This is a genomic window from Acaryochloris sp. IP29b_bin.148 (assembly GCF_028285565.1).
Classification (GTDB): domain Bacteria; phylum Cyanobacteriota; class Cyanobacteriia; order Thermosynechococcales; family Thermosynechococcaceae; genus Acaryochloris.
Genome location: NZ_JANQOY010000240.1, coordinates 1 through 12,595 on the forward strand (window position 1 = coordinate 1; position 12,595 = coordinate 12,595).

General features: G+C 49.0%; 11 protein-coding genes. 5 read left to right on the forward strand and 6 right to left on the reverse strand.

Features of this window, described 5'->3' with window-relative positions; translation table 11 throughout:
• Positions 1–42 precede the first annotated feature (42 nt).
• Both Q0986_RS21760 and Q0986_RS21765 read left to right on the forward strand, forming a co-directional pair.
• Positions 43–420 (forward strand): response regulator, encoded by a 378-nt coding sequence (locus tag Q0986_RS21760; RefSeq protein WP_299415897.1) that lies wholly within the window; start codon positions 43–45, stop codon positions 418–420.
• A gap of 11 nt (positions 421–431) precedes the next feature.
• On the forward strand, positions 432–899 hold the full coding sequence (locus Q0986_RS21765; protein ID WP_299415900.1) for a CYTH domain-containing protein: 468 nt from the start codon (positions 432–434) through the stop codon (positions 897–899).
• Between the two features lie 85 nt (positions 900–984).
• On the opposite strand, the gene Q0986_RS21770 is transcribed toward Q0986_RS21765, so the two are convergent.
• The 4 genes from Q0986_RS21770 to msrA form a co-directional block, all read right to left on the reverse strand.
• Positions 985–1,812 (reverse strand): prohibitin family protein, encoded by an 828-nt coding sequence (locus Q0986_RS21770; protein WP_299415903.1) that lies wholly within the window; start codon positions 1,810–1,812, stop codon positions 985–987.
• Positions 1,813–1,863: 51 nt separating this feature from the next.
• Positions 1,864–3,258, reverse strand: coding sequence for a HAMP domain-containing sensor histidine kinase (locus Q0986_RS21775; RefSeq protein ID WP_299415906.1), 1,395 nt, complete (start codon positions 3,256–3,258; stop codon positions 1,864–1,866).
• Positions 3,258–3,839: a protoporphyrinogen oxidase HemJ gene (hemJ, locus tag Q0986_RS21780; protein WP_299415909.1), complete on the reverse strand. Its 582-nt coding sequence runs from the start codon at positions 3,837–3,839 to the stop codon at positions 3,258–3,260. The genes Q0986_RS21775 and hemJ overlap by 1 nt, the downstream gene beginning before the upstream one ends.
• Before the next feature lie 134 nt (positions 3,840–3,973).
• Entirely contained in the window at positions 3,974–4,630 is a 657-nt protein-coding gene (gene msrA, locus Q0986_RS21785) for a peptide-methionine (S)-S-oxide reductase MsrA (RefSeq protein WP_299415912.1), read from the reverse strand.
• A gap of 300 nt (positions 4,631–4,930) precedes the next feature.
• On the opposite strand from msrA, the gene smc reads away from it, so the two are divergent.
• The 3 genes from smc (at position 4,931) to rimM (ending at position 10,663) form a co-directional block, all read left to right on the forward strand.
• On the forward strand, positions 4,931–8,584 hold the full coding sequence (gene smc / locus Q0986_RS21790) for a chromosome segregation protein SMC (RefSeq protein ID WP_299415915.1): 3,654 nt from the start codon (positions 4,931–4,933) through the stop codon (positions 8,582–8,584).
• A gap of 174 nt (positions 8,585–8,758) precedes the next feature.
• A complete protein-coding gene (locus Q0986_RS21795; protein WP_299415918.1) occupies positions 8,759–10,060 on the forward strand; it encodes a valine--pyruvate transaminase in 1,302 nt (433 codons plus the stop codon).
• A 12-nt stretch (positions 10,061–10,072) separates the two neighbouring features.
• Positions 10,073–10,663 (forward strand): ribosome maturation factor RimM, encoded by a 591-nt coding sequence (gene rimM, locus Q0986_RS21800; protein WP_299415922.1) that lies wholly within the window; start codon positions 10,073–10,075, stop codon positions 10,661–10,663.
• A gap of 92 nt (positions 10,664–10,755) precedes the next feature.
• On the opposite strand, the gene Q0986_RS21805 is transcribed toward rimM, so the two are convergent.
• Entirely contained in the window at positions 10,756–10,848 is a 93-nt protein-coding gene (locus tag Q0986_RS21805; protein ID WP_071819940.1) for a photosystem II reaction center protein T, read from the reverse strand.
• A 159-nt stretch (positions 10,849–11,007) separates the two neighbouring features.
• The gene (gene psbB, locus Q0986_RS21810) at positions 11,008–12,528 is read right to left on the reverse strand and encodes a photosystem II chlorophyll-binding protein CP47 (RefSeq protein ID WP_299415934.1); all 1,521 of its coding nucleotides are present in this window, start codon (positions 12,526–12,528) and stop codon (positions 11,008–11,010) included.
• Positions 12,529–12,595 lie beyond the last annotated feature (67 nt).

Below are 12,595 nucleotides of genomic sequence, written 5' to 3' on the forward strand. Positions count from 1 at the left end.
TGAAGAGCTGTGGGTCTCATGGAGGTAAAAGGGAAAAGAGACATGACAACAGTAATGGTAGTTGATGACAGCCCCACTATGCGTGCCATGCTGACAGATATGTTGCAGCGTAATGGTTTAGATGTCATTGAAGCAGAAGATGGCTTAGCGGCAAAAACAATGCTCCAAAGCAGTTGCCCGGATTTAGTGATCACAGATATTGTGATGCCTCGCATGAATGGTTACGAGCTGTGTCGCTGGGTTAAGAATGATTTGAAAGACCTCAACTTACCCGTGATTATGTGCTCTACGAAAGGAGAGGCATTTGATCGTCATTGGGGGATGAAGCAGGGAGGGGATGCTTACATTACCAAGCCATTTAATCCATCCGAGATGCTAGATCTGATTCGTAAGCTCCTTAAAACCCGAGCTGAATCCTAGGACCAGCCATTATGGGGATTGAAATTGAGCGCAAGTTTCTCGTCAAGGGTGAAGCGTGGCGTTCTCTTGGCCAAGGTGTGGCTTTTACTCAAGGGTATTTAGCAGGAAGTGAACAAGCCACCATCAGGGTGCGGATTGCTGGAGATTTAGCTTATTTAACGGTCAAAGGCAAAGTTCATAACTTGGTCCGACAAGAGTTTGAATATGAAATCCCTGTGATGGATGCTCAGGCTATGTTGCAGTTATGCCACTCTCGAATTGTGGAAAAAACCCGGTATAAAATCTACCTTCAAGATCTAACGTGGGAGGTTGATGAGTTTGCTGGTGCTAATCAGGGTTTAACTATAGCTGAAGTGGAGCTGAACGCTCCTGATCAGCCGGTGTCCCTACCCGCATGGGTGGGCCAAGAAGTCTCAGATGATCCGAGATATTTCAACTCCTATCTTGCCCAGCACCCCTATACCACTTGGCCGACATGATGGTGGCTAGGCCCACCTGGAGGGTGTGATAATTGTGTGTTTTTTAACCAGGTATGGCCTTTGAACGCTTGATGCCAAGAACTATCTATCCCTTGCTATCCGCATTGACATTAAAGAGAAAGGGAACTTGACCACCATTTTTACCACTGACGAGTACGCGAGGCATTTGCGAGCCTCCTTGTCGCCAGGCTTCAATGGCTTCCTTTTGCAGAACCAATTTACCACCTTGATCCTTTAAGGTCTCGGCTAGTAGGCGTTGTGCTTCTGCTTTACCCTTGGCTCGGTTGACTTCGGCGAGGGCTTCTTGTTCTGCTTCGCGAGCAACATAGACAGCACGCTGGGCTCGTTGTTCGGCAATCTGCTTTTCTTCTACGGCTTGGGCAAATTCAGGTGAGAAATCGAGATCAACCACGCTCGTATCTAAAACGATAATGCCGTATTTCTCTAGACGCTTGCTGAGGGCCTCATCAAAATCTGATTTGAGCACTTCTCGTTCGGTAATGGCTTCTTCTACTGTTCGACGAGAAGCCGCAATTTTGAAAGATTCTTGAGTTTGGGGGGCGATGATTTTAGACACAATATTTTGCAAGGACCCTTGCTTACGCCTGACTTCTACTACTTCTGTTGCATCTAGCCGAAAGTTGATGGCGAACCGAGCTGTTAAGTCTTGGAGATCTTTAGTCGAACTTTGAGCAGGTACTTCAAATTTTTGGACCGTCAAATCGTAGATATCAACCCTTGATACAAAGGGAGCTTTGACGTGAATGCCCTCTAAGAGGGCACCATCGCGCGCTTTTCCGAGAATACTGAGTACACCAGCCTGGCCAGGATTGATAATCACAATAGAATTGAGGCCCAACAGCACCAATAGAGCAATAATAATTCCTAGATTTGCTGGATTCCAATCCTTCATGCCTTTGCCTTTTTGCTGATCTTGCCTTTCTCAGGGTAGCGGATTTAGCTCTCAGGGGGGTATTGGGGCGACGATGTTTGTGGAGGATAGCTGTTGAGGGAGGATGACTGTAAAAGTGGTTCCCTGTTGAGGCGTACTGCTGACGCTAATATGACCCTGATGGTTGTGGCAAATCGCTTGTGCGATCGCTAATCCTAATCCCGTTCCCATTACCTTGCCAGAGGCGGATGGGCGGCTATCTTTAGGCCGTAAGAGTGAACGCTGTCGGGCTGGATCAACCCGGTAGAACCGATCAAATACGTGGGGCACAGCTTCCGCCGGAATCCCTAATCCTTCGTCTCGGACCTCCGTTTTTAAAGCAGGAATTCCTTGACGTTGGCAGGTGGTGAGCGCCAGGCTGACCGCACCATTCGTAGGCGTATATTGAATACCATTACTGACCAGGTTCGTGAATAACCGAACCAGCTGATCATAATCCCCCAGGACCGAGAACGAGTCCGCTCCGGGCACTGATGAGGTGTCTGTTTCTTCCAAAGTAAGTTTTAGCAAGACCCCCTGGGTATTGGCCAAGGTTCGTTGTTCTTCGACCACAGCCATCAAAACGGCATCCAACGGGCAAGGTTGAAGACTGGGTTGGAGCATGCCACTCTCTTGTCGGGCGAGGAATAGCAGATCATCCACCAAACGACCCAGGCGTTGGGTCAAGCGTTCAATGACTTCCAACTGCTGTTGTTGGTCAGCATTGTCCAGTTCAGGATCTGCTAACGCCACTTGGACATTAGTTTGGATCAGTGCGATCGGATTTCGCAGTTCGTGAGAGGCGTCAGCCGTAAATTGCTTAAGATGTTGATAAGAGTCTTGAATGGGTTCAATCGCTAACCCCGAGAGGAACCATCCTGTAGCAGCCACTAACCCGACTAACAAACTGGTGCCTAAACTTAAATCAATAAACAGTTGGCGAGCGGGTTTAGTGACTTCAAACCAAGGATGGCTTACCCTGAGATACCCCAGCACGTCATCATTGAAAACCACTCGCTGGGTTAATTGCCGCAATAAATAATCTTCCGCAATTTCAACGGTTTCTCCCCGATATCCCAGACGAATGGGAATCTCTAAAGGCTCGGATAGGGTGGACCAAAGTAGATCGCCCTCAGCATTAAACCATTCCAGATCAATCCGATCATCATCAACGGCATCAGGCGGATCGCCAAAGCTAGCTTCTATATTGACTTTTAGCGGAGAAGGAAGCGGAGAAGCATCGGCGTTGGTTGCTTCTACGACCAGCGATCGCTGCACCACTTCCACCACATGGCTGAGCGTATCGTCCACGCGCTCGATCAAGGTACCGCGAACATAGAGATAAAAGCCGCTAGCAAACACCAGCAGCAGTACAGCAGTCACCCCGGTATACCAGAGTGCCAACCGTCGTCGGGTTGTTTGGAACATTACTGTGTTAACGATTCAGAGGCCGTTTCGAGAGCTAGTTTTTCCTTATCTCGCTTCCGTTTCTTGGCGTAAAGTTGGATGGTCGCCACCATGGCAATTACCATGGCAACAATCACCCATACAGTGGCGTCCGTTGGCAAGCTACTTTTAAATACAGCTAATAGAACAATCGCCACTAACATCAATGTAGGCGCTTCATTTAAGGCTCTCAACTGTTGACCCGACCAGCCACAGGTTCCTGCCTCTAACTTCTTCATTAAGTGACGACAGTAAAAGTGGTAAATCAGGAGTAAGGCCACAAACGCGAGTTTAACGTGGAGCCATCTTTGTTTGAGTAGATCCGGTTGAGTGGCTAACATGCCGATCGCCATGGTCACCGTCACCATCATCCCAGGACTGGTAATAATACTATAGAGCCGCTTTTCCATCAGCGTGTATTGCTGCTTGAGGATAGCAGGCGCAGGTTCAGGCTCTTCATTGGCCTCGACATGGTAGATAAATAGCCGAACCAAATAGAATAGCCCTGCGAACCAAACCACCACCCCAATAATGTGAAATGCTTTAAACCAAAAATAAGCCATGGGTCTGCTAGCGTCCTCAACAACTTAAAACCAATCCTAAACTAACCCTAGCCTTGGTCGGCAGAGGAAAAGCCCTTGCGTTATCTTCCTTAAAGATTAGGGATGGTCCGTCAATGGCAAAAGCTACTACAGGATTAGGCTTCAACCAACGGAGGGCAGGTAATGCTCGTTCCTCCTAGACCACAATATCCTCCCGGATTCTTGGCCAGATACTGCTGATGGTAATCTTCTGCGTAATAAAACTCAGGGGCATCCAAAACTTCAGTGGTAATTTCCTCTAAACCCGCTTTTGTGAGCGCGGCTTGATAGACCTGCATAGAGGCTAAAGCGAGCTTCTTCTGTTGCTCTGAATAGGTATAGATACCAGAACGGTACTGCGTTCCCACATCATTCCCTTGCTGCATGCCCTGCGTGGGATTATGACTTTCCCAGAAGACCTTGAGTAGGTCTTCATAACTGATTTGCTGGGGATCGTATACCACTAGCACCACTTCATTATGTCCAGTCATCCCTGAACAGACTTCTTGATAGGTAGGATTTGGCGTTAACCCACCTGCATAACCCACCGCAGTCACGTAGACCCCTTCCTGTTGCCAAAAGCGCCGCTCCGCGCCCCAAAAACAGCCTAAGCCGAAGACGGCTTGTTCCATCTGTTCGGGAAAGGGAGGGGCAAGTGGATGGCCATTAACGTAATGCTGTTCAGGTACGGGCATGGGGGTTTTCCGTCCGGGTAACGCTTCACTCGCGGTGGGTAAGGTTAGCTTTTTCCCAAATAATCCAAATAGAGCCATAGTTGCACGAACTTATAGTGTTTAGAACGGAGAAGTACTTCTTTTAGGGTAACGAATGATCGATGCCTTATGGATGGTTGAGCATTTTGATGGGCAGATAACGATCTTGCTCTGAAATTAGGGCTGGTATTGGCTGGGGTGAATTATTCTCAACCCTGCAAGTACTAAGAAACGCAAATTTCTGAACGCTCAACCGACCAACTTTAAACAGTCGTGCTACCCTGTTGGCAATTCTGATTATGCTGACTTAAGATTAGCGGTTTCTAAATATTCGCCACATTAATGCGACTGAAGTAGTTTGTGTACGTAAAAAAACTCGAGCTTTCTCATTTCAAATCCTTTGGTAGTACCACTGCCATCCCTTTACTGCCTGGATTTACGGTGGTCAGTGGACCGAATGGCTCGGGGAAGTCTAATCTGTTGGATGCTCTGTTGTTTGCGCTGGGACTGGCAGGATCGAGGGGGATGCGGGCGGAGCGCTTGCCCGATTTAGTCAATCATTCCCAAATTAAGCGGGGACATGCGATCGCAGAAACCCGAGTCACGGTCACCTTTGAACTCTCCCCCCAAGAGCTGGAAGAGTTAGCCGCAGCGGAAGCCGCCGAAGCCGAGGAAGCGGAAAGACACACCGATACGGCATCAGCGATACCAAAATCGGATACGGAATCTACACTAGCTCCCAATGAATGGCAGGTAACCCGCAAGTTACGGGTGACCAAACAAGGGACCTATACGTCGTCTTATGCCATCAATGGCGAGTCTTGTACCCTCACCCAGCTCCATGAGCAGCTCAATCGCCGTCGGATTTATCCCGAGGGCTATAACGTCGTTCTCCAGGGGGACGTCACCAGCATTATTTCCATGAATGCCCGCCAGCGGCGAGAAATTATTGATGAGCTGGCCGGGGTGGCTAACTTTGATCGGCGCATTAATCAGGCCAAAGACAAGCTGGATGCGGTTAAGGAGCAGGAAGAGCGCTCTCGCATCGTTGAGCAGGAACTGAACGATCAGTGCGAGAGACTGGCCCGAGATCGCATCAAAGCAGAAAAGTATCAGAAACTGCGCGCGGAGCTGCAATCGAAAGCGGCCTGGGAAGGGGTATTGGCCTGGCGCGACTTACAAGCCCAGATTGACAAGAAGCAAAAACAGCTGGCCACGGAACAGCAAACCCAAGCCAAGCTGGAGATCGAAGCAACCGCCCTCGCCACAGAATTAGAAGAGATCTCTCAGAAGCTGGAAACCCTCAATGCCCAAGTCAAAGCTCTAGGGGAAGAAGAACATCTCGCCCTCCAAGCTCAAATTGCCACCCAGGAAGCTGAACTCAAGCAGCTCCAGCGCCAGCAGGGAGAGCTAGAACAATCCCAAGCGCAAATTGCCCAATCCATCTTAAATACACAACAGCAACTGCAAACGCTCCAGGCTGAGATTAAGCAGGTTGGGGAACAGCGACAAACCTTGGAAACCACAGAAGTTCCTCGATTAACCCAGGCTCGTGATCAGGCCCAGCAAGCCCTGGATACGACCCGACAGCAGGCCCAAGCGATCGCTCAATCTGCCGATGCCTGGATCGAGCAGCAGTCCCATCTGAATCAGCAAATTAAAACGGTGCTGCAAGCCTTGGAACCCCAGCGAGCCGAACAGGCTCAGCTGCAAGAGCGGGTCCAGCAGTTAGACCGTCAAAGCGATCTGCAGCAGCAATCGGTGGAGCAAATCGCCCAAGAGGTGACGGAAACGCAAGCACAGCTAGAGGTGGCAGAAGCTGAGGTCTTGCAACGGCAAGAGCAGGTGCAAGATTGTGCCGGTGCGATCGCAGAAATCGATCACGATATCAATACCCAGCAAGAAACCCAAAATCGGCTGCTGCGAGAACAGCAAGAAAAGCAGCGTCAGCTTGATAAACTGGAAGCCCAAGAACAGGCCCAGCAAGAAGTTCAGGGCACCCATGCTACCCATATTATTCGCAAGGCCAAGTTAGCGGGTGTCCATGGTCTAGTGGCCCAACTGGGGCAAGTGGATTCTCATTATCAAACTGCCTTAGAAATTGCGGCAGGCGGCCGCCTCGGCTGTTTGGTCGTCGATGATGATGCCGTTGCCTCCGCCGGAATTGAACTGTTAAAGCGGGAGCGAGGCGGGCGAGCCACCTTCTTACCCCTCAATAAAATGCGGCCTCCTAGAGAGCTACCGCCCTTATCGGCCTCAGGAGCTATCGATTTTGCCATCGAATTGATCGACTTCGACCCCATCTATGAACCGATCTTTGCCTATGTGTTTGGCAATACCGTCGTCTTCAAAACCCTAAGTGATGCCCGTCGCCATATCGGCAAATACCGGATGGTCACCCTAGATGGTGAACTGCTCGAACCCACAGGTGCAATGACGGGTGGTAGCCGCAACCGCCATAACACCCTTCACTTTGGCACAGGCGAAGCGGGAGAATCAGCCGCCATTATGGCCTTGAAACAGCGCTTGTCGGAAATTGCCACCCTGCTCCAGCCGATAGAAAACAAAATTGAACAGACTCAAGCTAAGTTAGCCAGTAAACATCAAGAGCTGAGTGGCTTACGGCAACAGCATCGTGAAGCTCAGCTCAAAACCGAGCAGTTACAAAAAGAACTCAAGGTATTAGCGGATCGCCAAGCCCATCTGGAAAAACAGCGGCAAACCTATGGTCTAGATCTGAAAGGCGCTCAGGATCGTCTGCAAACGCTGCAAACCGACCTACCTCAACAGGAAACAGAATTAGAACAGCTGCGAGAAGCCTTAGAAGAGCTGGAGCAGTCCCAAACCCACGGCGAATGGAAGACCCTGCAAAACCAGATTCAGGGCCAAGAATCCATAGTGGCTGGCCGAGAACAAGCTCTACGCGAGGTCCAACAACACATTCAAGAGCTAACCAGCCAGCAAGAACGCCTGCAAGAGAAACAAGAGCAGGCAGAGGTCACCCTGCAAACGCTGCAAACCCAAACCGAAACCCAGGCCACTCAAAAGACCGAAAATCAAGAACAGCAACAGCAAATTGAAGCCACCATCGCCACTCTGCGCACCGAGCTAGCCAAATTAGAAGAGCGCTTAGGGAGTGAGAAACAAGAACGCGATCGCGTCGAAAAATACTCACAAGAACGTACCGCTGCTCATCAACAGCTGCTCTGGCAAATTCAAAAAACTCAGGATAAGCAGCAAGAACAACAAGAGCTAATTCAGCAGCTGCAAACTCAACTGCAAGCCCAAACCACGGAACTCCCCGATCCCTTACCAGACATTCCAGAGGATCTAACGCTGGAGCAGCTGCGCGAAGAATTACAAAAGTTGCAAAAGCGCCTCCAGGCCATGGAGCCGGTGAATATGTTGGCCATTGAAGAGTACGAGCGAACGCAAGAGCGACTGGCTGAATTAACGGACAAACTGACGACCCTAGAATCCGAGCGCACAGAACTGCTGCTTCGCATTGAGAACTTCCGCACCCTGCGCTACCAGTCTTTCCGCGAAGCCTTTGATGCCATCGACATCAATTTTCAAAGTATTTTCGCTGAACTCTCCGATGGGGATGGGCATTTGCAGCTGGATAATCCCGAAGATCCCTTTCAAGGTGGACTCAACTTGGTGGCTCACCCTAAAGGCAAGCCTGTCCAGCGCTTAGCCTCCATGTCGGGGGGAGAAAAATCTCTGACGGCCCTGAGTTTTATCTTTGCGCTTCAACGCTATCGCCCTTCGCCCTTCTATGCCTTTGATGAAGTTGATATGTTTTTGGATGGGGCCAATGTGGAGCGCCTCTCCAAAATGATTCAAAAGCAAGCTAAACAGGCCCAGTTTATTGTGGTCAGTTTACGTCGGCCCATGATCGAAGCCTCCGATCGCACCATTGGCGTCACCCAGGCTCGCGGCACCCATACTCAAGTGATTGGCATGCAGTTACGCCCCACAGCAACTGAACCTGCGACACCTGTGGAAGCCTGAAATTCTCCCTTGTCCCTATGATATACAACCGTTGACTGAGGTTTAAAATCCACTCAGGTCAGGGATTGCCAGTTCAGCCCAGAGCTTTTAAGATATGGAGACTCGTTCTAGCCTGGATTAAACAGTGCTTCTATTGGTTCTATGCACTAGGATCTCACCAATTGGCTTGTATCTATGACTCCAACGCTTTCCCAGATTGGTACTCAGATGTCTGCTCTGACGGGTGTGCGTGCCATCATGAAAGATATCATCGATACGCTAAAAGCCAATCCCAATGAGTCATTTATCAATTTAAGTGCAGGCAATCCTGTTATTTTGCCGGAAGTTGAGCAACTCTGGCGGGATTGTACGACTCAATTGCTAGAGAACCCTGAGTATGGTGAAGTTGTCTGTCGATATGGCACCAGTCAAGGTTATCAGCCCTTAGTCGAGGCCATTCAACAGGATTTTAACCAGCGCTATGGTTTAAACCTCAGTGATCGGCAAATTCTGATCACACCAGGAAGTCAAGCATTATATTTTCTAGCAGCGAATGCCTTTGGAGGCGTAACGGCTGACGGTCAGCTGAAAAATATTGTGTTGCCCCTCTCACCGGACTACACCGGATATGGTGGGATTTGTCTGACCCCGGAAGCCTTAAAAGCCTATCAGCCCACCTTAGACATCGAGGAATCGGCACATCGGTTTAAGTACAGACCCGATTTTGATCAGCTTCACGTTGATGAAACCACGGGCTGCATCATTTTTTCTCGCCCCTGTAATCCGACGGGAAACGTCCTTAGCGAGACTGAAGTTAAACAAATTGCTGATCTAGCTGCTCCCTTTGATATTCCAGTATTCGTTGATTCTGCCTATGGGCCACCCTATCCCAGCCTAAATTACACCGAGATAGTGCCGATTTTGGGCAATAATGTGGTCCATTGCATGAGTTTGTCGAAAGCAGGTTTACCCGGAGAACGAGTCGGTATCGCGATTGGCGATGAGCGTATCATTCAAACCTTAGAAGCTTTTCAAACCAATGTCTGTATTCATTCGGGACGATACGGACAAGCGATCGCAGCCCAAGCCATCCAATCGGGTGCCTTAGCCGATATCTCTGTCCAAGTGATTCGCCCCTATTACCAGGCCAAACTGGCTTTACTCCAATCTGTGCTCGATCAGCAGATGCCCTCGACGCTCCCCTGGTTTCTGCATCTAGGTGAAGGTGCTATTTTTGCTTGGCTATGGCTGAATGAGTTACCGATTTCCGACTGGCAGCTTTATCAACAGCTCAAAAAAGTAGGGGTTATCGTTGTTCCTGGCCACTCTTTCTTCCCTGGCTTATCCCAAGACTGGTTCCATAAACACCAATGTCTGCGTATCAGCTTGACGGCCACTGATCAAGAAATTACCATCGCCATGCAGCGACTCGTACAAGTAGTCGAAGCCGTTTATCAAAACAAGACCGTCGATGCTGCTCCAGCTTCTCTTAATTAAAAGGATACAGATGTGAGTGATACCTTCTCTTCCCAGCCACTAGCAGATCCTGCTTTAGAAGAGTGGTTAGAAGTAGGCACGATTATCGGTGCTCATGGCTTAAATGGTGAAGTTAAAGTTTTTCCAGAGTCGGATTTTCCAGAGCGATTTACCCAGCCCGGTCTCCGTTGGTTGTCTACTCCTACACATCCATCTACTCCCGAAGAAATTCAACTTCTGAAAGGACGTTTTGTTGAACGCAAGGGAATTTACGTGGTTAAGTTGGCAAACGTTAATTTTAGAGATCAATCTGAAGCCCTCAAAGGTGCCAAACTCTTAGTTCGGAGTAGCGATCGTCCTCAACTCGCAGAGGGTGAATACTATCTATCCGACTTAATGGGGCTAACGGTTATTGATCAGCAAACGCAAACCGTTGTTGGTTCAGTGGTTAGTATTGCTAGTGCAGGCAATGACTTGCTAGAAATCCAACTGGTGGAGACCAACCAGACGGTACTGGTTCCCTTTGTCCCAGCTTTAGTGCCCCTTGTTGATATAGCAGCTAATCGAATAGAAATTTCGCCTCCAAAAGGGCTGATTCCTGGACCGCATAAACCTAGTACGTGAAAAACCGCTCTCATTTGAGAGCGGTTTTTTCAGTTTGAACTTCTTATATCGGCTTTTAAAGCAAAGCTAGCAAAAAGCAAAGCTCAACGCATTTAGATTCGGGTAGGCTTCTCGCGGAAAAAGACCGCGAAGAAAAATAATCCAATTAAGCAAGCAAGAATGAATACGTAAGCAATAACATCCATAGGAATAAACCTTCAATAATCGCTATTTCAAAAAACTAAGAAGGCTACCCTCCACATTCTAATCATTTTTGGACTTAGAAGCGTTCAGTAGCCTTCATTTCGAACCTAGTCAATGCCAACTAGCATTTATCTAGAATTCTTTATCCCAATTAGGACTGATTAAGCACGGGTGGTTGTGTCACCAACTTTCTGGAATACACCCCATTCCACTTGCTCCTCAGGCAGGTTAGGATCAACACCCTCGAACACATCCTTGAAGATGGTACGGGCGCCATGCCACCAGTGGCCGAAGAAGAAGAGTAGCGCATAGCAAGAGTGGCTGAAAGCAAACCATCCACGAGTACTGGTTCGGAAAACACCATCAGAATTGAGGGTCTCAGTATCAAACTCGAAGGGTTCACCCAACTGGGCCTTACGGGCATACTTCTTAACTGTAGGAGCATCCGTGAAGGTTTGACCCCCTAAGGTGCCACCTTCAAAGGAAACCGTTACGCCTTTCTGCTCAAAGCTATATCGAGATTCAGCTCGACGGAAAGGAATGTCAGCGCGGACTACGCCATCTTTATCAGTTAAGACAACAGGGAAAGTTTCGAAGAAGTTGGGCATGCGTCGCACAAACAACTCACGACCTTCTGAGTCTGTAAAGGTAGGATGACCTTCCCAAGCCTGGGCAATACCATCACCACTATTCATAGAACCTGTGCGGAATAAACCGCCTTTAGCAGGGCTATTACCGATGTAATCGTAGAACAATAGCTTCTCAGGAAGCTGATCCCAACTTTGTCCAGACTGCACGCGGCGCTGAATTTCAGTTTGGAAATAACCGCTATCCCATTGATAGCGAGTTGGACCAAACAATTCAATCGGAGTGGTTGCACTTCCATACCACATGGTTCCAACCATCACAAATGCAGCAGCAGCTACAAAGGCAACGGAACTGGATAGTACGGTTTCAACGTTACCCATGCTGAGAGCGTTATAAAGGCGCTCAGAAGGACGAGAAACAATATGGAAAATACCACCAATAATCAGAGCAATCCCTGCAGAAATATGGTGTGTAACCAAACCTGTGGGATTGTAAGGGTCAAAGGCAAACGGGCGCCAGTCGGGGCTAACCCCTTGCAAATGACCGGTGAGGCCATAGGGATCCGAAACCCACATGCCCGGCCCTAAGATGCCGGTTAAGTGACCTGCTCCGAAACCAAAACAAACAATTCCTAGCGTTAATAAGTGAAGGCCGAAAATTTTGGGCCAATCGCTAGCTGGCTCTGAAGAACCTTCGGGATAGTAAACATCTAAATCCCAGTTAATCCAGTGCCAAACGGCAGCTAGGAAAAACAAACCTGCAGCCAGGATATGCATGAGGATGACACCCTCATAGCTAAAGAAGTTTAGGTGTGCACCTAAAATTCCTGGCTGTGATACCCAAGGCTCACCGGTTACAGTCCACCCACTCCAAGAGTGAGTAACACCAATGCGGGTCATCACAGGCATACAAAACACGCCTTGACGCCACATGGGATTGAGAACCGGATCGCTTGGATCATACTTGGCCAACTCGTAGAGTGCCATGGAGCCTGCCCAGCCGCTTACCAGGGCAGTGTGCATTAAATGCACAGATAGCAGTCGTCCTGGATCATTCAGGACGACTGTATGTACTCGGTACCAGGGTAGTCCCATCGACTACGCTCCTCCTCTTAAAACGTCAATACTTTTACTTGCAGCATTTTCTTAATGGGCCGATCCT